The organism is Synechococcus sp. BL107, assembly GCF_000153805.1.
Classification (GTDB): domain Bacteria; phylum Cyanobacteriota; class Cyanobacteriia; order PCC-6307; family Cyanobiaceae; genus Parasynechococcus.
Genome location: NZ_DS022298.1, coordinates 2,100,992 through 2,120,716, shown reverse-complemented (window position 1 = coordinate 2,120,716; position 19,725 = coordinate 2,100,992). Strand labels below are relative to the sequence as shown.

27 protein-coding genes are annotated in these 19,725 nt (G+C 55.8%); 14 read left to right on the top strand and 13 right to left on the bottom strand.

Annotated elements, in window-relative coordinates; genetic code table 11:
* Positions 1–129 precede the first annotated feature (129 nt).
* On the top strand, positions 130–429 hold the full coding sequence (locus BL107_RS11095) for a ferredoxin (RefSeq protein ID WP_009790454.1): 300 nt from the start codon (positions 130–132) through the stop codon (positions 427–429).
* Positions 430–531: 102 nt separating this feature from the next.
* On the top strand, positions 532–921 hold the full coding sequence (locus BL107_RS11090) for a hypothetical protein (protein WP_009790453.1): 390 nt from the start codon (positions 532–534) through the stop codon (positions 919–921).
* A 265-nt stretch (positions 922–1,186) separates the two neighbouring features.
* On the opposite strand, the gene psbV is transcribed toward BL107_RS11090, so the two are convergent.
* Together psbV and rnz are read right to left on the bottom strand one after the other, a co-directional pair.
* Positions 1,187–1,699, bottom strand: coding sequence for a photosystem II cytochrome c-550 (gene psbV, locus BL107_RS11085; RefSeq protein ID WP_037988531.1), 513 nt, complete (start codon positions 1,697–1,699; stop codon positions 1,187–1,189).
* Between the two features lie 74 nt (positions 1,700–1,773).
* Positions 1,774–2,733, bottom strand: coding sequence for a ribonuclease Z (gene rnz / locus BL107_RS11080; protein ID WP_037989032.1), 960 nt, complete (start codon positions 2,731–2,733; stop codon positions 1,774–1,776).
* Between the two features lie 42 nt (positions 2,734–2,775).
* Between rnz and BL107_RS11075 the strand changes: the two genes are divergently transcribed.
* From BL107_RS11075 to BL107_RS11065, 3 genes are read left to right on the top strand one after another with little or no spacing between them, the layout of a single operon-like run.
* Positions 2,776–4,245, top strand: coding sequence for a SpoIID/LytB domain-containing protein (locus BL107_RS11075; RefSeq protein ID WP_009790450.1), 1,470 nt, complete (start codon positions 2,776–2,778; stop codon positions 4,243–4,245).
* 16 nt (positions 4,246–4,261) lie between these two features.
* Positions 4,262–5,059, top strand: coding sequence for a glucosamine-6-phosphate deaminase (locus BL107_RS11070; protein ID WP_037989031.1), 798 nt, complete (start codon positions 4,262–4,264; stop codon positions 5,057–5,059).
* A gap of 7 nt (positions 5,060–5,066) precedes the next feature.
* On the top strand, positions 5,067–5,330 hold the full coding sequence (locus tag BL107_RS11065) for a hypothetical protein (protein WP_009790448.1): 264 nt from the start codon (positions 5,067–5,069) through the stop codon (positions 5,328–5,330).
* 12 nt (positions 5,331–5,342) lie between these two features.
* On the opposite strand, the gene BL107_RS12400 is transcribed toward BL107_RS11065, so the two are convergent.
* The 3 genes from BL107_RS12400 to BL107_RS11055 all read right to left on the bottom strand — a co-directional run bounded on the left by BL107_RS12400 (position 5,343) and on the right by BL107_RS11055 (position 6,087).
* Positions 5,343–5,516: a Nif11-like leader peptide family RiPP precursor gene (locus tag BL107_RS12400; RefSeq protein ID WP_009790447.1), complete on the bottom strand. Its 174-nt coding sequence runs from the start codon at positions 5,514–5,516 to the stop codon at positions 5,343–5,345.
* Positions 5,517–5,604: 88 nt separating this feature from the next.
* A complete protein-coding gene (locus tag BL107_RS11060; RefSeq protein WP_009790446.1) occupies positions 5,605–5,820 on the bottom strand; it encodes a Nif11-like leader peptide family natural product precursor in 216 nt (71 codons plus the stop codon).
* A gap of 69 nt (positions 5,821–5,889) precedes the next feature.
* Positions 5,890–6,087, bottom strand: coding sequence for a hypothetical protein (locus BL107_RS11055; protein ID WP_009790445.1), 198 nt, complete (start codon positions 6,085–6,087; stop codon positions 5,890–5,892).
* 350 nt (positions 6,088–6,437) lie between these two features.
* On the opposite strand from BL107_RS11055, the gene BL107_RS13005 reads away from it, so the two are divergent.
* Positions 6,438–6,602, top strand: a complete 165-nt coding sequence (locus BL107_RS13005; RefSeq protein WP_009790444.1) for a hypothetical protein — start codon at positions 6,438–6,440, stop codon at positions 6,600–6,602.
* Between the two features lie 3 nt (positions 6,603–6,605).
* Here BL107_RS13005 and BL107_RS12760 read toward each other — a convergent pair whose 3' ends face one another.
* Positions 6,606–6,755 carry a hypothetical protein gene (locus BL107_RS12760; protein ID WP_009790443.1) on the bottom strand — a complete coding sequence of 50 codons (150 nt, stop codon included), beginning with the start codon at positions 6,753–6,755 and terminating at the stop codon, positions 6,606–6,608.
* Positions 6,756–6,890: 135 nt separating this feature from the next.
* Between BL107_RS12760 and BL107_RS11050 the strand changes: the two genes are divergently transcribed.
* The gene (locus BL107_RS11050; RefSeq protein ID WP_009790442.1) at positions 6,891–7,205 is read left to right on the top strand and encodes a DUF3288 family protein; all 315 of its coding nucleotides are present in this window, start codon (positions 6,891–6,893) and stop codon (positions 7,203–7,205) included.
* Here the strand turns inward: BL107_RS11050 and BL107_RS12755 are convergent, their stop codons facing one another.
* The gene (locus BL107_RS12755; protein ID WP_156779459.1) at positions 7,206–7,460 is read right to left on the bottom strand and encodes a hypothetical protein; all 255 of its coding nucleotides are present in this window, start codon (positions 7,458–7,460) and stop codon (positions 7,206–7,208) included.
* A gap of 567 nt (positions 7,461–8,027) precedes the next feature.
* Between BL107_RS12755 and BL107_RS11045 the strand changes: the two genes are divergently transcribed.
* Complete coding sequence (locus BL107_RS11045) at positions 8,028–8,276, top strand: hypothetical protein (protein ID WP_009790441.1); 249 nt, start codon at positions 8,028–8,030, stop codon at positions 8,274–8,276.
* Positions 8,277–8,356: 80 nt separating this feature from the next.
* Here BL107_RS11045 and BL107_RS11040 read toward each other — a convergent pair whose 3' ends face one another.
* Both BL107_RS11040 and truB read right to left on the bottom strand, forming a co-directional pair.
* Entirely contained in the window at positions 8,357–9,103 is a 747-nt protein-coding gene (locus BL107_RS11040) for a YebC/PmpR family DNA-binding transcriptional regulator (protein ID WP_009790440.1), read from the bottom strand.
* 60 nt (positions 9,104–9,163) lie between these two features.
* Positions 9,164–10,072, bottom strand: coding sequence for a tRNA pseudouridine(55) synthase TruB (gene truB, locus BL107_RS11035; RefSeq protein ID WP_009790439.1), 909 nt, complete (start codon positions 10,070–10,072; stop codon positions 9,164–9,166).
* A gap of 65 nt (positions 10,073–10,137) precedes the next feature.
* Between truB and BL107_RS11030 the strand changes: the two genes are divergently transcribed.
* Positions 10,138–10,890, top strand: coding sequence for a bifunctional 2-polyprenyl-6-hydroxyphenol methylase/3-demethylubiquinol 3-O-methyltransferase UbiG (locus tag BL107_RS11030; protein WP_009790438.1), 753 nt, complete (start codon positions 10,138–10,140; stop codon positions 10,888–10,890).
* Between the two features lie 94 nt (positions 10,891–10,984).
* Here the strand turns inward: BL107_RS11030 and rpmA are convergent, their stop codons facing one another.
* Positions 10,985–11,251 (bottom strand): 50S ribosomal protein L27, encoded by a 267-nt coding sequence (gene rpmA / locus BL107_RS11025; RefSeq protein WP_009790437.1) that lies wholly within the window; start codon positions 11,249–11,251, stop codon positions 10,985–10,987.
* A gap of 41 nt (positions 11,252–11,292) precedes the next feature.
* Positions 11,293–11,670: a 50S ribosomal protein L21 gene (rplU, locus tag BL107_RS11020; protein WP_009790436.1), complete on the bottom strand. Its 378-nt coding sequence runs from the start codon at positions 11,668–11,670 to the stop codon at positions 11,293–11,295.
* 130 nt (positions 11,671–11,800) lie between these two features.
* Between rplU and BL107_RS11015 the strand changes: the two genes are divergently transcribed.
* The 3 genes from BL107_RS11015 (at position 11,801) to kaiC (ending at position 14,642) form a co-directional block, all read left to right on the top strand.
* Positions 11,801–12,679, top strand: coding sequence for a circadian clock protein KaiA (locus BL107_RS11015; RefSeq protein WP_009790435.1), 879 nt, complete (start codon positions 11,801–11,803; stop codon positions 12,677–12,679).
* Complete coding sequence (kaiB, locus tag BL107_RS11010; protein WP_009790434.1) at positions 12,676–13,038, top strand: circadian clock protein KaiB; 363 nt, start codon at positions 12,676–12,678, stop codon at positions 13,036–13,038. Before BL107_RS11015 ends, kaiB begins: the two co-directional genes overlap by 4 nt.
* Positions 13,039–13,103: 65 nt before the next feature.
* Positions 13,104–14,642: a circadian clock protein KaiC gene (gene kaiC / locus BL107_RS11005; RefSeq protein ID WP_037988529.1), complete on the top strand. Its 1,539-nt coding sequence runs from the start codon at positions 13,104–13,106 to the stop codon at positions 14,640–14,642.
* Between the two features lie 7 nt (positions 14,643–14,649).
* Here kaiC and BL107_RS11000 read toward each other — a convergent pair whose 3' ends face one another.
* Both BL107_RS11000 and purD read right to left on the bottom strand, forming a co-directional pair.
* Positions 14,650–16,719, bottom strand: coding sequence for an ATP-binding protein (locus BL107_RS11000; RefSeq protein ID WP_009790432.1), 2,070 nt, complete (start codon positions 16,717–16,719; stop codon positions 14,650–14,652).
* Positions 16,716–18,023: a phosphoribosylamine--glycine ligase gene (gene purD, locus BL107_RS10995; RefSeq protein ID WP_009790431.1), complete on the bottom strand. Its 1,308-nt coding sequence runs from the start codon at positions 18,021–18,023 to the stop codon at positions 16,716–16,718. Before purD ends, BL107_RS11000 begins: the two co-directional genes overlap by 4 nt.
* 57 nt (positions 18,024–18,080) lie before the next feature.
* Between purD and BL107_RS10990 the strand changes: the two genes are divergently transcribed.
* Complete coding sequence (locus tag BL107_RS10990; RefSeq protein ID WP_009790430.1) at positions 18,081–18,974, top strand: hypothetical protein; 894 nt, start codon at positions 18,081–18,083, stop codon at positions 18,972–18,974.
* Positions 18,971–19,723: a phosphoribosylaminoimidazolesuccinocarboxamide synthase gene (gene purC, locus BL107_RS10985; protein ID WP_009790429.1), complete on the top strand. Its 753-nt coding sequence runs from the start codon at positions 18,971–18,973 to the stop codon at positions 19,721–19,723. The genes BL107_RS10990 and purC overlap by 4 nt, the downstream gene beginning before the upstream one ends.
* The last annotated feature ends 2 nt before the right edge of the window (positions 19,724–19,725 follow it).

Genomic DNA, 19,725 nt, shown 5'->3' with positions numbered 1-19,725 from the left:
TCGGACCTCTCGCTCAGATTGGACCTGCCTCCCTGAGAGGCTAAAACCCTCTGCTTCTCCCCTCATTTGCAGTAGATAGGTTCTGTTCTGCAGGACCGGATTTCCGGAACCTGTCGTATTTATCAATCAATGGCTTCCTACAAGGTCACCGTGGTCAGCGAGAGCGAAGGTCTCAACAAGACCATCGAAGTCCCTGATGATCAGTACATCCTCGACGCAGCAGAAGAGCAAGGCATCGACCTGCCTTACTCCTGCCGCGCTGGCGCTTGCTCCACCTGCGCCGGCAAAATCACCGCTGGCACCGTTGATCAGTCCGACCAGAGCTTCCTGGACGACGATCAGATCGAAGCTGGCTTCGTGCTGACCTGCGTGGCTTACCCCACGTCTGACTGCACCATCAAGACCCACGCTGAAGAAGAGCTCTATTGAGCCTTCATTTCGTTCAGTGAACGTTGTTCAACCACCCCTTCGGGGGTGGTTTTTTGTTTTTTGGCCGCTTTGTATGGCTCGTGCTCTTGCTTTTAAGTCGTCGTGAGCCGTTCAGAGGTTCACGATCTCCTCGCTCCTGGCAGTATTCATACCAGTCCAGGTGGTCAGTACAGCTTTCGGGTGATCGGCCCATGCTGTCGATTGTTTGACCGTGAAGAGCTTCCATGGCCATGTTGTCGTCTGGCCTGGAGGAGCAAAGAACCAAGCTGGCGTCGGGTGGGGCGCCGCTTTGTGCCGGATCTCGCGGCGCGCCGATGCCCCTCGTACTCGGTGGAGTTGCTACAGCCTGGATCGCGACCGACTGCAACGGTGCTGACGCTCTTCTCCGTCCGATTTGTTCGCGAGTTGCAGGAATGGTGGTATAGCCGTCATCCTCGCTCGATGGAGCCAGGCAACATTGAGCCGAACTTAGAGCCGTTGATTGATCATTGAGCCGTTCGCGAGTTGTTTGTTTCCTGGATTCTTCTGTGGTTTGATTTTGAATTAGGAGGCTTGTAAATACTGGTCAAGATCTTGATTTCTGAGCTCTCAGAAACGATTTGAGCTGAGTAGCTGTTGTCTTTTCTTCTTGATTGATGTGGTGCTCGGTATCACCCACCTAGCTGAGAGGTCGATACAAAAAAACCGGCCCGAAAGCCGGTTTCTTTTTTTTAAGGGAATCGTTCTGAATACTTAAATCGGATTTTGTGGTTGTTCGTTAGAAGTAAATCTTGCCGCCACCCCATGAGGATCCTTGCACTTTCGGGGATACAAGGATGTAGCCAGCCATCAGGCGTAGGTCTTCGTCATCGAGATCGCGCATCGCTGGGTACAGCTCAGCACTGCGCATGCTGGGGTGAACGTCGGAAATGCTGTATTCACCGTCGTAAGAGGTGGGATCCTTCATGTAATCCACCAACGCTTCGACGTTGTCGCGGGCTGGTGTGGCCAACGCCAGGGTTTCTGGGTCGAGGCCAACGTTTTGGTTGGTTTTCGTGATCCCTCCGGCGTGGCAAGTACCGCAGCTGGTGTTGAAGACCTTCCGTCCTGCATTGATCTCGCGATCTGTGAAGGTCACCTCTGCGCCATCGGGATTCACTGGAACCGTGAGTGTCTCGGCATCCCATTGCACTGCTTCTGCAGGGGATATGAACGCCAGGCCGATCAACACCGGCACAAGAACGAGGAGTCCTTTGAAGGACTGCCGCAAAGAGGAGAAAACAGAGACCATGAAGGTTGCCGGGGACTGACGGATTCACCGCACCCAGCTCTTGTATCACGGGGCCGAGGCTCCCTGAGGCCGGGTCACAAACTGTTGCAGCGCGGTTTTACCTCCAAAGTGAGGAAATCCTTTGCCAGACAGGTGTTTGGAAAAATCGCTTGGGCTTCCTTTAAAAGGTCTTCAGGCGTTACCGCATTGCCGTGGGCGTAGCGGGGGCTCAGGTGGGTGAGGACGAGTTGTCCAACATTGGCTTCCGCCGCCGTTTGAGCTGCCATCGTGCTCGTGGAGTGCATTTTTTGATAAGCCATCTCTGATTCTTGGTGAGCAAAGGTCGACTCGTGAATCAGTAAATCGGCGCCTTGGGCCAGGTCGACCGCTGCTTCGCAGAACACCGTGTCGGTGCAATACACAACGCTCACCCCAGGCCGCTCTGGTCCGCAGAGGGTTGTGCCGTCGATGATGCGCCCGTCTTCAAGGGTGACGGTGTCTCCCTGCTTGAGCTGGGCGTAGATCGGTCCGGGTGGGATTTGTAGGTCCTTTGCCTTGGCGATATCGAATCGGCCGGCTAGCGGTTTTTGGTCCACCCGATAGGCATAGGCCGGAACGCGATGGGTGAGCGGAGTACAGCGAACCATCAGATCGTCGTCTTCGTACACGAGGGTTCCGTTCTCTGCGCAGTCGTGGACGCGGTGCACCTTGAGGGGGTAGCCGATCCGGGTGGAGCTGGTGCGCAGTACTCCGTTGAGATAGCTCTCGAGAGGATCAGGGCCGTACAGGTCGACGCCTTCGTTGCTGTTGCCAGCCAAGCCAAGGCTGGCAAGAAGGCCTGGAAGGCCGAACACGTGATCGCCGTGCATATGGGTCACGAAGACCCGTCTGAGCTGCGAGAGCCGAAGTTCGCTCCGCAAAAACTGATGCTGGGTTCCCTCGCCACAGTCGAACAACCACATCTCCGATCGCTGTGGCAGACGCAGCGCTACAGCCGATACGTTGCGGGCCCGGGTGGGAACGCCTGAACTTGTTCCCAGAAAGGTGACCTGCAAGGTCGTTAGTTCTCTGTCCTTCATGCTGCCATCTGGCTTGAAATGGCCAGAGGCGGCACACTGAAAAGCCTTCGGTTGCACGTGGTGCGGATCGCTTCAGTTGTGCTGGCGGGATTGGCGACAGCGACTCTGTTGGGCTCGGCTCAGCAAGCGATGCCGATGGAACGGGAGCCTCAGATGCGGGTTCTGTTGCATGAGGGACCAAAACTGTTGCTCAGGGCGGATAAGGCGCAGTGGATGCAGGTACGTGGCTTCGGTGGAGGTGTGCGCCGGCTTCAAAGGCTGCAGTTAGAGGAAGCCCGGGGGAGCGTTGTGGCTGTTCTGGACGGGAAACGCCACCGCTTGGCTTCAAGCACGGTTTTGACGGTGCAGAACGATGACCCTCGGGGAATCTGGTTGGACTCCCGTCGCTATCGGGGTGAATTCCAAATCAGTTGTCGGGGAGGGCAATTACGGGTTGTGAATGCGCTGGGAATTGAGACGTATCTCACCAGCGTTGTGGGGAGTGAGATGCCCCACCATTGGCCCTTGGCCGCTTTGAAAGCCCAGGCCGTCGCCGCTCGAACGTATGCCCTTCGTCAGCGCAATCGCGGTGGTGGCTGGGATGTGAAGGCCACCGTGGCGAGTCAGGTGTACCAGGGTGTTGAAGCTGAAACCGCCAGCACCCGTCAGGCGGTGGCCGATACCCGTTCGTTGGTGCTGGTCCATCGCGGCAAATTGATCAATGCGGTGTTTCACAGCAGTTCGGGTGGTGTCACGGAATCCAGCGGGATGGTCTGGAGCAAGCAGCTTCCTTATCTCGTGAGCGTCCCAGACCATGACCAACACAGTCCGGTCCATCGATGGCAGGAACGCTTTGCTTCGTCAGGCTTGCGCCAACGCCTCCCAGAAACCGGCGGCGTGAACCGGGTGGATGTCACCAGTCGGAGTGCGAGTGGTCGTGTGCGACAGGCCAGGCTGGAAGGACCTCGCGGATCCCTGGTGCTGACCGGTCGCGAGTTGCGCCAGCGTTTGGGCCTCAAAAGCACATTGGTGACCTTTGAGATGGTCTCTGCTGACGCGGCCCAGCCTTCCAGGCATTCCACCCTTTTGGCCCGTCGTACGGCTTCATCGATTGGATCGAGATCCCGGATTGACCGCATCACAGCGTCAGTGGCCAGGTCGGCAATCAGCGCCCCTTCCCCAACAACCTCGTTCTTGGTAGCCCCGCCGCCTCCGCCGCCGGTGCTGTCGAGTCCGATGCGCTCTCGGTCATTCCGATTTCGAGCGTCGCGGTTTAACAAGCGTCGCGGTTTATCGGTGGGTGGATTGCAACTTTTAGTGCGTGGTCAGGGGTATGGCCACGGGGTTGGGATGAGCCAATGGGGTGCCCATGGGCTGGCGGAGCAGGGGGCCGATTTCCGCACAATCTTGAGTCATTATTACCGAGGAGCGGCTGTGCTTCCCTTCCAACCCCACTACGATCCAGCCCTCGCTTGGCAGCCCCATCCGGCGTCAGGCTGGTGGGGTTGACCATCGGATGTCCCCCTTGTTGCGGTTCCCCCGACAGCTTCAGCGGTATGACAGCGCTGCGGTTTGTTGCGATCGATTAGCCGAGCGCCTTGAAGCCCATGTGCGTCAGTGGCTCTCGATGCCTTTGGCCCAGAGACGGCCCCTGGGATTGGCGACTGGACGAACGATGGAGCCGCTGTATGCAGCCCTAGTGCAGCGCCTGAGGCTCTGGTCTGCTCAGGATCTCGATGAGCTGCGTCGGCGATGGTCCAGCTTCAATTTGGACGAATATTTGGGTTTACCGGCTGGAGATCCATGTCGTTACAGCACATATATGCATCGTCATCTCGGCGAGCCATTACTGCTGCGGCCTGAGACGTTGCATCTACCCAATGGAAGCGCCGCTGATGCTGATGGTGCTGCGCAGTCTTATGCAGCTGAGTTGAATGCATGCGGCGGTGTGGGAGTTCAACTTTTGGGCTTGGGAAACAATGGGCATGTGGGCTTCAATGAACCCCCCACAACGGCTGATCAGGCTTGTCACGTGGTGGATCTATCGGATGCCACCCGGCGACAAAATTCAGGACTTTTTGGGGGAGATCCTGCGGCGGTGCCAGCTCAGGCGATCACCCTTGGCCTCCATGAAATTTTGGCGGCGGACGAAATTCATTTAGTGGTGACAGGCGCTGTCAAAGCTGACATCCTCGAGCAACTGTTGACCTTGCCGGCCCCTCAGCCAGGGTTACCTGCGAGCTGGTTGTTGAATCACCCCTATGTGTGGCTGTGGACTGACGCCGATGCCATGGATCACTCCTTAGCCTCACGCCACGCATAGGGCTGATATGGCTATTGATCCGGTCGAACGACTGCTTGAGCAGAGCTTTGAAGTAGAAAAGCTCACGCGGTTCATTAACGACTGCAGGGATCTTGAGCAGTTGCGTGAGATGGCTTTGACGTTGGTTCAGCAAGTCGCTCAGCAAAAAGCAGCGAGTGCATGGATGGCCAACCGCGCCACCGAATCTGAGAACGCCAAGCTTGAAATGTTGGCGGAAGTGATTCGGCGACGGGCTGCTGAAGGATCAGATCCAACCCCTCAGACGGATTGAATCGTTTTTCCGTTAGTGATGGTCCCGCTGCCAGCGGGACAAGCTCGCTGAAGAAAATTTGTGGCCATGTTTCGCGGCCACCTTCAAAACACAGTTGTTGTCGTCACCGCAGTGTTGAATTTCGGAGCGCAGCGAGTCGTTGCTTTGCACTCGAGACATGAACGACACCAATTGCTTCATCGACATGGCGACTCCGGATGGGATTCCTTCGCCCTAGCTAGATGGTTTGTTGGGTTTCGCTAACAAAAGGTTTCGTGCTGATTTCCTGACTTATTCAGTTGTATTCGCCCGGGGTTTCCTGTTTCGACACGGTGACTCGTCCCACTTTTTTGCCTGAGAAACGCAGCAACTCGTCTCCTGAGAACTCGAAGCCGATGGAGCTGCCGATTTTTGCAACATCGTCCGCTGTTGAAGCCGCAAGCACGGTTTGCTTGAGCGATGCATCGTTCTGCATCTTGAGGAGAAAGGCTTTCAGCTGGTCAAGAGCCATGCAGCACTAATGGTGGGTAAAGACCATGGAGCACCCATCATCACTGAATGATTCGGGTTTTAGAACTGGTCAGGCTGATGTGAGGGATGACGCGGCATCCATGCGTTGCACCTCATGGCCAAGAAAGTCTCCCCACATGCCCAAGAGGAAGCTGAGCGTTTTGAGGGCTTGTAGCTGTTCGGTGGAGCCCGGCGCCGTGTATTTGAAATCCATGAACATCCGATCAGCAACTTTTTGCTGCTCGCGACAGCGGTTGTCGATGGTCATGGGCCGCAGCGAAATTGGTTCGTTACAAAACTACAAGATTTAACGCTGGGTTGCTGATGGCGGCTCCTTGATGGCCTTGCCCCCTGTCAGCATCAGTTGAGGGATCTGACTCCTCTGAGTAAACAGGAGTGCTTTGCGGAATGAATTTGATTTGGGTGGCAGCGGGTTTTATTGGACTTCTCTGGCTGACTCAGGTGTTGGTTCGTCGCGGAATGGATGATGGTCGCTAGGCCCAAGGTTTCTGTGCTGTTGTTGCGACAGATGTGGTTGGTGAGGTGAGGGATTCCGGTTATCAGTTGGCATATCGCAGAGCCATTACTAACTTTTAAATCACTACGTGGGCTCCAACTATGGAATCACGCGACAAAACAGAACGATTCATGGATGCGGCTAAGCAGCGCGCCCACGAAGTTGTCAATGAAGCCAATCCAAAGTTGACCTCCCTCGAGCGTGGTTATTGGCTTGCTTTGAGAAACAGCCGTGGGCGTGAGCGCTGTGTGAGCCAGCGTCCATAACGATCAGGCTGCATTCGGCACCGGAGGTTGAGCGCGAGCATTTCGCTCAATCACCTGCCGCAAGTTTTGGCAGTCGATGCAGAGGCACGGGGAGTCATCGTGAATGCTGGTGTGCAGCATCAGCGGAATGATCTTGTCGTTGTTCGAGTTCATGTTTAATCAATCCGTTGGTCTGGTTATCCCGTTCTTTTTGGCGTGGTGCATCCAACAAGGCACATAGCTTGATTGTTCGACATATCCAAGTTTCGTTCTTGATTGCCTTGTCTTTTGAATCATGGCGTTGAATCGATGAGTGACGACTCAAGCCAGACCCATCCTTTGTATGCCACGGACCGCGATGAAGTGGATGCTCTTTTGGGACATCAAGGTGATCCAGGGCCAGAGCATCTAACGACTGCGGGGCGATTGTTCATGCGCTACGGCGATTTCCCTGGAGCGGAAGACATCAAGCAAGATCTTGGGAAAGTGATCTCTTCTTGGGGGTTGGATCGCAGCGGTTTGAATACAAAATGCCGCGAGATTTGGTCCAGTGGCTGGCGTCCTGGGCAGAAGCTTGACGCGGAGGTGGGTTCAGGCGCGGATGTGGACGATCGCGACAGTTGATCAACAACGGTCTCGGCCATCTCTAAGCACGCCGTTTCCACTGTCGGAGGTTTTGCTTGAGAGGGCAATGCGCCTTAACACCGATGGCAAACGAGCTGTGCTGGGCAAAAGTATGGGCATCGAAATCGGAGGTGCCCATGACGGCCGAAACTCCACCTGAGCAAGCGCTAGAAGCACGCTGACTTTTCTGGCCCCTGCTCCAACTTTCAACCCATCCGTGAGCCGTCCGTCTGGCGCGACAACGCTGAGCGTCAACCCAGTCGACTTTCCTCTGCATCGTTGAGGTGCCCCAGCAGGAAAAGAGGTTTCACACCTGGTCGCAATGGCCCCAGGGTTTGCCACCAAGCCAGTCGCTTCGCTCTTCTTCTTTCAGTTCACTTTCTTTCAGTTCACTGTTGTTCGATTAAGCCATTAACGCTTCACGGAACCAGCTTCACTGAACAGTGGGTAGCGACATGAACAAACGAGCGAGATAGGCCGTCTCTTCCATCCGGGAGGGGCGGCCTTCCCCCTTCAGGAAGGAATGAGCAAACGATTTGAACTGCCGCTGATTTTTTAATTTGTTTTATAAATATTATGATAGCTAGTTGTTGTAATTTAAGTGGATTTTAAGGCCTCTTAATGCTTCTTTTAGCTTGGATCTGTAGCTCTTAATCGTATTCCCTTGCTTCGCTCGTTGAGTTGTCTTGGATGTGGACTGATGTGATGTGACCGTTTCAGTTTGAGCTCACTATTTGTTTCGCTGCGATCTAAAGAAGCATCACATTGCCTTGTCGATTGTTCTCGGATCGAGCAGAAAGGAAGCAGTCAAACGTGCGGAACATGTCCTTCACGCGCAATCGCTCCCAGTCGAGCCATAGCCCCAACGTCAACGCGCGCGCATTGCAACTGCATTTGCAGGGAGCTCAAGACGCCATCACGGCTTTTGATGGATATGAATCTGTTGTTCCAGGGATTCAGTCAACGGTGCTGGAACGACCCGCCGGACGCCAAAGGATGACGGTTCTGCAGCGGTTATGGGAGCAGGTACGCCGTCTGGTTTCGACTGTTGTTCAATCATTTCAACGGTGAACGAGCTCGATTCGGTTGATGGCGTGAAGGTCGTTAATTTTGGGGCAATGAGGGTCCCTCATTCCGTGAATCGTGAGCTTTCAGTCGATCTCTAGCTCGGTTTTGATCTCCAGATTGGCGCTAACGCTGCGGACATCATCGAGGCCTTCCAGGGCATCAAGCAGGTTCAGACAACTCTGGGCCGTAGCGGGATCGCTAATCGACACGTTGGTGGTTGTAGCCCACTGGTGCCCCCACTCTTGGACCTCCCAGCCCTGCTGTCGTAAGCCATCTTGAAGGCCTTCAAGGGCTGCAAATGGTCCAAAAATGGTGGCCGTCGCTGCATCATTGAGCTCGTAGCCATCAGCATCAAGGTCGAGCAGGCTCTCCAGTAAGCGCTCTTCGCTACCGGCCTCCGTTTTGATGCTCACTTCGCTGCGATGCTCGAACAGGTACGCCACGCATCCGTTCTCGCCAAGATTTCCGCCGTTTTTGCTGAAGGCGAGCCGTAGATCTGCTGCTGTGCGGTTGCGATTGTCGGTGAGGGCTTCAACCATGACGGCCATGCCGCCAGGGCCGTATCCCTCGTAGCGAACGTCCTCGAGTTGGGCTCCTTCTCCGCCTTGGCCTGATCCCTTGGCGATGGCTCGATCAATATTGGAGGCCGGCATCGCTGCCGCCCTGGCTTTGTTGATGGCGGTTCGTAGTTGAAAGTTCCCAGCCGGGTCGCTCCCAGCTCGCGCGGCCACCATGATCTCTCGTCCAAGCCGGGTAAACAGGGCCCCGCGCTTGGAATCAACCACCGCTTTGGTGCGCTTGATCTGGGACCATTTGCTGTGGCCGGCCATCAGGGCTGAGCAGGGATGTCGGATATCTGGAGGGTACTCAGGGGTGGTCAACCTGTGGCATTAACCGGCGGCGTCGAATACCACCTTGGGCCGTAGTTGCTGGTTCGCCTCGGCTAATCCCATTCCCGCAATGCTGCCATCGGCATTGCAGACCACCACCGCATCACCATCCTTCAGGCTTGTTTCCAGGCCTTCCCCCTGACCGAGTCGCCGGCCACAGCGCCAGTCGATGGTTTCGCTAACGGTGAGAGTCCGTTTTGGCAGCGTTTGCAGGGCTGTCAAAGGAGATAGGGGTTCGGGCAGATCCGTATTGCCATCGGATTCCGGCAAGGGATGGGCTTGGGCCAAGTGAAAGCCGAGAGCTTGGGTGCGGGTCAGTGTTGCTAAGCAGCCACCGCAGCCCAGGGTTTCCCCGAGATCTCGGGCAAGTGCACGGATATACGTTCCGGCCGTGCAGTGCACCTCGATCCAAAGGCGACCCGATCTCGGGTCCCAATCGAGCAGGTCGAGTCGTTCGATGGTGACGGTTCTCGCGGGTAGGTCCATCGATTCTCCGCGGCGAGCTCTTGCATGGGCCCGTTCCCCATCCACATGGACGGCTGAAACCTGCGGTGGATGTTGTTGAATCGTTCCCTGGAAGGGCGCGAGTGCCTCGAGACAGGCTTGGTCACTGAGTTCCGGCCATGGAAGGGTCTCCAAGATCTCGCCTTGAAGGTCATCACTGCTGCTGCGAGTGCCCAGTTGAATCACTCCCCGATAGGTTTTCTCGCCGGGTAAGTAGGGCAGTAGACGCGTTGCTGGTCCGAGGGCAATGGGTAAAACGCCCGTGACGGCTGGATCGAGGGTGCCGCCATGGCCAACTCGCCGGAGGCCATAGCTTCGCCGCATGCGACTGACGCAGGCATGGGATGTCAGTCCGGCGGGTTTGTCGATGACCACAAAGCCAAATGGACCGTCCAGGGGGGGCATCGCAGGCAGATGGAGGTCGTGAGCTCAGACTGTTGCATCTAAGAGCACAGAGGACCAGCAATCCCATGCAAGAGCTCCGCAGCAGTCGGGAGGTGAACGTGGATGGTTTCTTGAGAGATGCGTTGCAGGTGAAAGCCCACCTCGCCCGTTATCTCTCCTTGTCGTTGGAGGAACTGGAAACGCGTCTACCCAGCAGCACGGATGATCTGGCTGATCTCCACCCAGGTGCGTTTCGTCCTGAGGATGCAACGGAGTTTTATGAAGACAAAGTAGGTACGGGGCATCTACTTGAGTTGGCGGCCTGGCACCTTTCCAGTGCTGACTACATCGCAGACACCTTGAGATTGCAAGGGATGGCGGCGCGGGGCCAGGTGCTCGACTTTGGTGGTGGCATCGGAACCCATGCCCTATCTGCTGCAGCGTTGCGAGCGGTAGATCATGTGTGGTTTGTGGATTTAAACCCGCACAATCAGGCCTTTGTTCAACAACGTGCCGAGGTGATGGGACTAACCCACAAACTTTCCGTGCATCGGGATCTTGAGAGCACCGGTGATGTTTGTTTTGACGCTGTGGTTTGTCTGGATGTTTTGGAGCATTTGCCGGATCCATCGGTGCAATTGCGTGAGTTCCACCGACGGATGGCCCCGAACGCCATTGCGCTCCTTAACTGGTATTTCTTCAAAGGGCATAACGGCGAATATCCCTTTCACTTCGATGAGCCAGCACTCATCGATTGTTTCTTTCGAACCCTGCAGGGTCAGTTTCTTGAAGTATTTCACCCCTTATTAATCACCGCCAGGTTGTACGAAAAAATTTAAAATGATGGATGGGTTGCCATCAAAAAAGCCCCTGTCGCGATGGTGAGCTGGGGCTTTTGTTTCTTTGAAAGCAATCAGCCAAAGGACTGATTGATCACACTGAAGCGGTGATGTTGATGCGTTTGCGGTTGCGCAAGCCTCGCTTGATGCTTTCGAATTTCACGAAACCGTCGGTGAGGGCAAACAGGGTGTCGTCTTTTCCCTTGCCAACGTTGACGCCGGGCAAAACGGATGTGCCGCGTTGGCGAATCAGGATGGATCCGGCGGTGACGGATTCACCGCCGTAGGCCTTAACGCCCAGCCGTTTGGAATTGGAATCGCGGCCGTTTCTTGTGGAGCCTGTGCCTTTCTTATGAGCCATGGGGAAAAAGTGGAAGACGGGGGATTAAAGGTTCGAAGCGCTTAGCCGATGGCTTTGCCACCTACGGAGATGGACTGAACCATCACACGGGTGAGTTCCTGACGATGACCATTCTTGCGCCGTGTTTTCTTTTTCGGGCGCATTTTGTAAACGATCACTTTGGGGCCACGGCGATGGGCCATCACCTTCAGCTCAACACTGGCGTCTTTCACGTAGGGCTGACCGAGCGTGGTGCCCTTGGAATCCTTTACCAGCAGGACGTTGTCCAACTTCAGGGTTTCATCCACGTCGGCTTGGAGCCGATCCAGGTCGTAATACCGGTTTGTTTGAAGCCAAATCTGTGTACCGGAAGCCTCAACGATGGCGTATGCATCACTGGTTTCCGGGGCGGCCTTTGCCGCAGTTTTCGAGTCAGCCATTGGTTTATAGACGCGGTCAGGCTCGGCAAAAACCGATTAGGCCTGGGACGCAATCGAAAGACAAACAAAGATCTTCAGCCCTAGCCCCTCCCCTCGTCAAGATTTAGGCACTAATGCTCCACTCCGTCGGATGGCCCGGCCGGCCCTCACTGTTGCTCTTTTGCTGAGTTCCTCCGCTCTGGTGGATCTATGTCGTCAATGGTTGCCTGCCAATCGTTATGAGTCGGTGGTGTTGTCCGTTGGGGACAACGAAGGTCTTGCGACCACGTTGGCCCCCCGGCACGACGACTTTGATGCGGTTGTCATCGAGCAGAATTTGCTGGATAGCGACGCGCGGGAGGATTTGTTGAAAGCAGGCCTCCTATTCCCTGCCGTCATCGTTGGCGAGGTGAAAGGCCATGTGGACTATCACCAGGAGGAATTGCATCTCCCAGAGGATCAACTCGCACAACTGGGATACAACGTTGATGCGGCGATTTCACGTTTTTTGCGTCAGGGCCGTGCGGATGGTCGGCAGGAAGATACGGCTACGAAAGCTGTTGGTAGTTTGTCCCGCCGCTTGCAGGAACGGCTCGGCTATCTCGGCGTGTTTTACAAGCGGGATCCATCCCGTTTTCTCGGCAGCCTCGCTCCCGATGAGCGCCGGGAATTAATCGAGTCGCTCCATCGCACCTACAGGGATTTATTGCTGAGCTACTTCGGCGATCCAGCGGCCGCGAATCAGGCGCTCGAGAGTTTCGTGAACACGGCTTTTTTTAGCGATCTGCCGATTACGCGCACGGTGGAAATCCACGTGAACTTGATCGATGAGTATTGGAAGAAGTTGCGGCTCGAGGGTCATAAAAACGACTTTCTGCAGGATTACCGCCTTGCACTCCTTGATGTCATGGCGCATTTGTGTGAGATGTACAGACGTTCGATCCCTCCTGATATTCCTTTGCCTGGTGAGGCGTCAAACCGTCCGTCCGTCGCAGTTGATCAGCCCATGTCCTCTGAGGAGTTGTTATGAGTCCACGCAAGACCTACATCCTGAAGCTTTACGTCGCAGGTAACACTCCAAATTCGATGCGAGCGTTGAAAACCCTGCGCAACATTCTCGAAACCGAATTTCGGGGTGTCTATGCGCTCAAGGTGATTGATGTGCTGAAGAACCCACAATTGGCGGAAGACGACAAAATTTTGGCAACTCCGACCTTGGCCAAGATTTTGCCGCCGCCGGTCCGTCGCATTATTGGCGACTTGTCCGATCGTGAAAGGGTTTTGATTGGTTTAGATCTGTTGTACGACGAGCTTTCGGACAACATGTTGTCGTCGAGTTTTCTCGACGACTCGGATGAAGAAAGCGCTCCAGCCACGTCGGATTCTTAAGCGAGATGGTGTTCCTCAGGCTCGACAAGCGGCTTCTCACTACGGTTTGTTCATAGGTCTTGGTCATGCAATTTCCTCCCGCTAGCGGTCAGTCACAGATGCAGGTACAAAAGCTCGCGACGGGGATTGAGGGCTTTGATGATGTTTGTCACGGTGGACTTCCCATTGGGCGCAGCACCCTGATCAGTGGAACGTCAGGCAGCGGTAAAACGGTTTTATCGCTTCACTTTCTCCATAACGGAATCAAGCATTTCGAAGAGCCAGGGATCTTCGTCACCTTCGAAGAATCACCGCTCGACATCTTGCGGAATGCAGCCAGCTTTGGCTGGAATCTTCAGGAGATGGTGGAACAGGACAAGCTGTTCATTTTGGATGCCTCTCCTGATCCAGATGGTCAGGATGTGGCCGGCAGCTTTGACCTCTCGGGTCTGATTGAGCGAATCAATTATGCGATTCGCAAATACAAAGCGAAGCGGGTTGTCATCGACTCGATTACTGCGGTGTTCCAGCAGTACGACGCTGTGTTTGTGGTGCGTCGTGAAATTTTCCGCCTGATTGCTCGGCTGAAGGAAATTGGTGTCACCACGGTGATGACGACCGAACGCATTGATGAGTACGGACCCATCGCTCGTTACGGCGTGGAAGAGTTCGTTTCCGACAATGTCGTGATTCTCCGCAACGTGCTGGAGGGAGAACGCCGACGACGCACGGTGGAGATCCTCAAATTGCGTGGCACCACGCATATGAAAGGGGAGTTCCCGTTCACGATGGGTGCCCATGGCATCAGCATTTTCCCCTTGGGTGCGATGCGACTCACCCAACGGTCATCCAACGTGCGGGTGAGCTCTGGAGTGCCCCGCTTGGATGAGATGTGCGGTGGTGGATTCTTTAAAGACTCGATCATCTTGGCCACTGGCGCAACGGGCACTGGCAAGACGATGTTGGTGTCGAAGTTTATTGAAGATGCATGCCGTAATAAGGAACGAGCCATTCTTTTTGCCTATGAAGAGTCCCGTGCACAGTTGATGCGGAATGGCACCAGCTGGGGGATCGATTTTGAACAAATGGAGCAGGATGGTCTGCTGAAGATCATTTGCGCTTATCCAGAATCCACAGGGTTAGAAGATCATCTTCAAATCATCAAAACGGAAATCAGTGAGTTCAAGCCTTCTCGAATGGCCATTGATTCGTTGTCTGCGTTGGCCCGTGGTGTGAGCCATAACGCGTTCCGTCAATTTGTAATTGGCGTTACTGGCTATGCAAAACAGGAAGAAATTGCAGGTTTTTTCACGAATACTTCTGAGGAGTTTATGGGGAGTCATTCAATCACTGATTCCCATATCTCCACGATTACGGACACCATTTTGTTGCTTCAATACGTTGAGATTCGCGGTGAAATGGCCCGCGCTCTCAATGTGTTCAAGATGCGTGGTTCTTGGCACGACAAGGGTATTCGCGAATTTGTGATCACTGGAAATGGCCCACAAATTAAAGACTCTTTCTCCAATTTTGAGAGAATTATTTCTGGTGTTCCCCATCGCGTCTCCACCGATGAACGCAGCGAACTCTCTCGAATCGCCAAGAGTGTTTCTTCGGACGACTAAAGAATGCTCATTCGATGTTGTCCTCATCGCTTGCGGCGCTAATTGATCGGCGCTCTGCTTGAAGCGCAAGTTCATCACGATCCGCCTCCTCAAGAGGGAGTTCAAACCAGAATGTGGTGCCCACATCCAGTTCACTCACCATGAACACTTGGGCTCCATGTTTATCGAGAATTCCACGGACGATAGAAAGTCCGAGGCCCGTACCAACTTCGGTGTGAACAGCATTTTCCACGCGATAGAAGCGGTCAAAGATGCGTTGTTGGTCTTGGGCACTGATTCCATAGCCAGTGTCTGCGATCTCGACGCGCAGTTTTGGTAATGGTGAGGTGAGGGTGCAGGTGGGTCCCTCACTCATCGTGCTGATTGGGTCTTCGACCCGGCAGGTATCCGGCCAGACGTAAGCACGCATGCTCAGGATGCCGCCCGGCCGACTGAACTTGAGTGCATTGCCCACCAAATTGTCAAACACTTGTAGGAGGAGATCCCAATTGCCGAGAACGTCGGGCAGATCGGGTGCCACGTCTAATTCGAGTTCAACAGTTTTGTCCTCGGCATTCAGTCGGTAGGTCCGCAGGGTTTGCTCCATGGCGGGCCGCAAGTTCATCGTTTCGAACTGAACGGTTCGGCCTGATTCGAGTCGGGATAAGTCGAGAACATCGTTCACTAAGCGAGTCAGTCGATCCGTTTCGTCGTTGGCAACGCCAAGAAATTCTTTTTTTTCGTCTTCGGTGAGTTGGTCCCCCAAGTCATGCAGGGTTTCGACGTAGCTCTTGATGTTGAACAGCGGCGTTCGCAACTCATGCGAGACGTTGCTGATAAAACGGCTTTGCGCTGCATTGAGTTCCACCTCACGGGTGAGATCTTGAATGGTGACGGCGATGCCCTTCAGGCTTTCTCCACTGGCATCGCGCACGGCTTGCATCACGATGCGCAGGGTCCGGGCTGGTTCGCCCACACTGCATCGAAGGTCTTCACCGTCGGAGCTGCTGAACAGGAGGGCATCCAGAGCGCTGTGGACTTCGATCGAGAGCAATTCTGGTAGCTCCTCCACCAATTCTTGACCCTCAAGACTGCGGCCCTCCCAGCGAAATAGGCGTCGTGACGTTGGATTGGCGAGAACGATGCGACCTGTGGCATCGAGAAGGATGGCCCCATCAGCCATGGTCGCGATCAGCGACTGTTGCTTCACCTGGGCAGCCGTGAGTTCCTCGATATTGGCTTCGTCGTAGGCCTCCAGCTGGGAGGCCATCGCATTGAATCCGGTGAGCAATTCACCCAGTTCCCCACCCATGGGAAGGTCCACGCGGGCTTGGAAATCGCCGGAGGCCACGGAGCGCACCCCGCGGAGAAGTTCTTTAACCGGCCTGGTAATCGTGAGGGCGTTGAACACCGCGCCCAGAATCACCAGCACCCAAATGGAAATGAACACCGCCACGGTGACTTCGCGGGTTAAGGCGGCACTGGCCAGGGCTGTGTCGTTGGGGTTCACGCCTAAACCCAGTACCCCGTAATAGGTTCCGTTGCGAATTAACGGAACGAAGACATCGGTCACAGTCCCTTGCGGGGTCAGATGCTGACGCACTAAGGGATTTTGGGGGCGCCGTCTCAGCTCATCGGGGAGTTCGAGCCTTCGGTTCAGGCGGAGTTCACCGTCTTCTCCGGTGGGCGTCGCGCTGATTGGGATCCCTAAATAAATCACGCCTTCGGGGTCGGCAAAAAAGATGTAGCGAACGCTTCGGCTTGAGCGCCAAAATTTTTCAGCAACATTGGCAAGCTCACGGTCTTGGCCATCCGCTACGAGCTCAGTGACATTGCCCGCAAGCAGTAAGCCCAAATCCCTGGCGTAGCGGGTGTCGTTCATGGCGGCATCCCGTTGGATGCCCGCTAACGCAACAAAGGTGATGCCGGTCATCGTCAGGCTCACCACCAAGGTGGCCACCGCCAGCAACTTGGTTTGGAGTGTGAACTCAGCCCACCACGCTGCGATGCGTTTCCACAGTGTGGTGTCGTCGGTGGGGGGACCACCGTTTGGAGGTAAAGCCCAATCGGCGATAACTGCTCCGCTCTCGCTGCTCATTGGATTGAGCGCACCTGATGCCCGATATCGCGACGGTAAGTGATTCCAGGGAAGTTGATACCAGCCATGCCGGAATACGCAGCGGCAAAGGCGGCAATAAAATCATCTCCCTGGGCCACGACAGCGAGCACTCGGCCTCCGGACGTGGTGAGACTCCCGTCTGGCTGCCGCTCGGTACCCGCGTGGAATAGCTGATGGGTGTCGTCGGTTTGATGGGTGGAATGGATGGCATCACCCTTGCGGGGTGCGTTGGGATAGCCCTCTGCTGCAGCGACAACGCAGGCGCTGCAACGCGTTGAAATGGTCAGTGTTGGGGCGAGATCCAAGCGGCCCAGCGCACAGGCCTGCAGCACAGCACCCACTTCGGGACCCAGTAAGGGCATCAAGGTTTGGCATTCGGGATCGCCGAAGCGGCAGTTGAATTCGATCACCTGCGGTCCGCTTGCCGTGAGCATCAAACCGGCGTAAATCACGCCGCGGTAGTCGATACCGCGGTTTCTCAAGGCTTTCAGGATGGGTTGAAGCACCAAGGCTTCAACCTCGAGAAGTGCGTCTTGATCAAGAAGTGGGGCTGGGGCATAAGCGCCCATCCCTCCGGTGTTGGGTCCCTGATCGCCGTCTTGAAGCCGTTTGTGGTCTTGGGCTGGGGGAAGGAGAACCATGCGTTCGCCATCACAGAGAGCGAACACCGAAACCTCAGGGCCTTCGAGTCGTTCCTCCAGCACGAGCTGGGATCCAGCCGCACCAAAACGCCCTTGGAAGGCCTCTTGAATGGCGGCTTCTGCTTCGGCCACAGTTTCGGCCACCGTGACCCCTTTGCCCGCTGCTAAACCGTCGGCTTTCACGACCAAAGGACGTTTGAGCTCGTGCAAAACGGCCAAGGCCTCGTCTTCGCTGTGAACTGACCAGTGCCCAGCCGTGGGAACAGCGGCCTCGTGCATCAACTGTTTGGCCCAGGCCTTACTGGCTTCGAGCTGGGCACCTGCAGCGTCCGGTCCGAAGACGGCGATGTCGGCGGAGCGCAGCGCATCAGCGACTCCGGCCGCGAGGGGTGCTTCCGGTCCCACCACGACCAAGTCGACATCTTTTTGGCGACAAAAGGCCACAAGCGCCTCGCTGTCGGTTTCGGCGATGTCGATGGCGTGACCCTCAGGACCACCATTCCCAGGTGCAATCCACACCGTTGTGATCTCTTCGTTGCGGCTCAAAGCCCAAGCCAGTGCTTGCTCTCGGCCGCCGCCGCCGACGATGAGGACTCGCCGCAGCGGTGGCAGAGCTTGGGGACGGGTTGATGAGATGGCCATGTCCGCGGAAGGAATGGGGCGAGCCCCTTAGGTTTCCTTTGTAGAACGCAGCCTTCCATGGGGATCGTCCCTCTTCCTCTGGTCTTAACGCTGTTAAGTGCCGTGACCCCCACAGCATCGCCCCAGCCATGGAGCGATGCGCGTTTTCAAGAACTGTTGGTGAGTGGAACCATCACCACCATGGAGCAGGCTTGTCTTGATCCCATGGCGGCGGGAACAAAGCTGCGCAAGCAACAGCTGCGTGATCGTTTGCTGGCCATCCACCCAGTTCCAGCGAGTTTTGATCTGACGATGCGCAATGCAGGCGCCCTGTTGACCTGTGGTGCCCCGGAAGGAACTGCCCTGGTGCTGAACCGCCTCAGTCCAGCTCGTGGTGATGAGCGTCGTCGCTGGTTGATGCTCCGCTGGCAGGCGGCTTCAGCTGCCTTGGATCATCGGCAGGCGGCCTTAGCGCTGCGGCGCCTTGTCGACGGAAACGTGGCTGCCCTCGACGACATCACGTTGGCGGGCCCCCGCAATGGCCTTGACACCTTGGCTGAGCATGAAGCGTCGCAGGGACGCCCCCAATCTGCTGCACTGGTTCTTCTTCAAGGGGATTTTCAGGGGGCTGCAGGGGCTCGACGACGGGGGCAAGCGGCTGAATGGCTTGCCGCGACCGATCCTGAACAAGCTGATCAGCTCTTGGAAGTCGCTCTTGATGAGGCGGCATCGGTCCAGGCCTGGGGCTTGGCGATGGAGTTATTGCAGTTGCAGTTGCGGTTGCAGCTAGCCGCTGGTGGCGATGGTGAACGGCCGCGCCGAAGGATTGAACGGTTGGCGGCTCGTTTGGATGATGCCTACACCCAGTTGCAGCTCAATCCGGAGAGCACGCCGCCACCGTCTCTCCGCTCTCCGCGGGAGCCGGGAGGCCATGCTGCGGTAGGAGAACCAATGACAGCACCGTCGCTATGACGCCGGATCACGGACCGCTTTTATACGAAGGCAAGGCCAAGCGTGTATTCGCTGCGGCAGACACCGATCGCGTATTGGTGGAATTTAAAAACGATGCGACGGCCTTCAATGCTCAGAAAAAGGCTCAATTAGACGATAAGGGCCGTCTGAATTGTCAGATCTCCGCCCGTTTATTCGAGTTGCTTGAGCAGCACAATGTGCCCACGCATTACTGCGGATTGGTCGATGACACGTGGATGCAAGTGCGGCGGGTTGAGATCATTCCGCTTGAAGTGGTTTTGCGCAACGTCGCGACGGGTTCCCTCTGCCGACAGACGCCGATCGCTGAGGGAACAGCTCTGGATCCCGCCTTATTCGATCTCTATTACAAAGACGATGCACTGGGAGATCCGCTTCTGACCGAGGCCAGGGTGCAGTTGTTGGGGGTGGTGCAGGCGGACCGTCTGTCAGCAATTGAACAACTGGCCCGTCGTGTGAATGAGATTCTCTGCCCATTTTTTGCTGCTATCGATCTTCAATTGGTTGATTTCAAGCTCGAATTTGGGGTGACATCGGCGGGAGAATTATTGCTGGCTGATGAGATCAGCCCAGACACCTGCCGACTTTGGGACCGCCGAAGTACCAATGCGAATGATCGGATTTTGGATAAAGATCGATTCCGTAAGGATTTGGGCGGTGTGATGGAGGCCTACGGGGAGGTCTTCAAACGGGTCCAATCCCAATGTCCCAACCCAAGCAACTGCCTGTAAGG

Coding starts and splice junctions, on each gene's coding strand:
- BL107_RS11095 (WP_009790454.1), top strand. CDS start 130: ATGGCTTCCTACAAGGTCACCGTGGTCAGCGAGAGCGAAGGTCTCAAC.
- psbV (WP_037988531.1), bottom strand. CDS start 1,699: ATGGTCTCTGTTTTCTCCTCTTTGCGGCAGTCCTTCAAAGGACTCCTC.
- BL107_RS11075 (WP_009790450.1), top strand. CDS start 2,776: ATGGCCAGAGGCGGCACACTGAAAAGCCTTCGGTTGCACGTGGTGCGG.
- BL107_RS11065 (WP_009790448.1), top strand. CDS start 5,067: ATGGCTATTGATCCGGTCGAACGACTGCTTGAGCAGAGCTTTGAAGTA.
- BL107_RS12400 (WP_009790447.1), bottom strand. CDS start 5,516: ATGTCGATGAAGCAATTGGTGTCGTTCATGTCTCGAGTGCAAAGCAAC.
- BL107_RS11060 (WP_009790446.1), bottom strand. CDS start 5,820: ATGGCTCTTGACCAGCTGAAAGCCTTTCTCCTCAAGATGCAGAACGAT.
- BL107_RS11055 (WP_009790445.1), bottom strand. CDS start 6,087: ATGACCATCGACAACCGCTGTCGCGAGCAGCAAAAAGTTGCTGATCGG.
- BL107_RS13005 (WP_009790444.1), top strand. CDS start 6,438: ATGGAATCACGCGACAAAACAGAACGATTCATGGATGCGGCTAAGCAG.
- BL107_RS12760 (WP_009790443.1), bottom strand. CDS start 6,755: ATGAACTCGAACAACGACAAGATCATTCCGCTGATGCTGCACACCAGC.
- BL107_RS11050 (WP_009790442.1), top strand. CDS start 6,891: ATGAGTGACGACTCAAGCCAGACCCATCCTTTGTATGCCACGGACCGC.
- BL107_RS11045 (WP_009790441.1), top strand. CDS start 8,028: ATGTCCTTCACGCGCAATCGCTCCCAGTCGAGCCATAGCCCCAACGTC.
- BL107_RS11040 (WP_009790440.1), bottom strand. CDS start 9,103: ATGGCCGGCCACAGCAAATGGTCCCAGATCAAGCGCACCAAAGCGGTG.
- truB (WP_009790439.1), bottom strand. CDS start 10,072: ATGCCCCCCCTGGACGGTCCATTTGGCTTTGTGGTCATCGACAAACCC.
- BL107_RS11030 (WP_009790438.1), top strand. CDS start 10,138: ATGCAAGAGCTCCGCAGCAGTCGGGAGGTGAACGTGGATGGTTTCTTG.
- rpmA (WP_009790437.1), bottom strand. CDS start 11,251: ATGGCTCATAAGAAAGGCACAGGCTCCACAAGAAACGGCCGCGATTCC.
- rplU (WP_009790436.1), bottom strand. CDS start 11,670: ATGGCTGACTCGAAAACTGCGGCAAAGGCCGCCCCGGAAACCAGTGAT.
- BL107_RS11015 (WP_009790435.1), top strand. CDS start 11,801: ATGGCCCGGCCGGCCCTCACTGTTGCTCTTTTGCTGAGTTCCTCCGCT.
- kaiB (WP_009790434.1), top strand. CDS start 12,676: ATGAGTCCACGCAAGACCTACATCCTGAAGCTTTACGTCGCAGGTAAC.
- kaiC (WP_037988529.1), top strand. CDS start 13,104: ATGCAATTTCCTCCCGCTAGCGGTCAGTCACAGATGCAGGTACAAAAG.
- BL107_RS11000 (WP_009790432.1), bottom strand. CDS start 16,719: ATGAGCAGCGAGAGCGGAGCAGTTATCGCCGATTGGGCTTTACCTCCA.
- purD (WP_009790431.1), bottom strand. CDS start 18,023: ATGGCCATCTCATCAACCCGTCCCCAAGCTCTGCCACCGCTGCGGCGA.
- BL107_RS10990 (WP_009790430.1), top strand. CDS start 18,081: ATGGGGATCGTCCCTCTTCCTCTGGTCTTAACGCTGTTAAGTGCCGTG.
- purC (WP_009790429.1), top strand. CDS start 18,971: ATGACGCCGGATCACGGACCGCTTTTATACGAAGGCAAGGCCAAGCGT.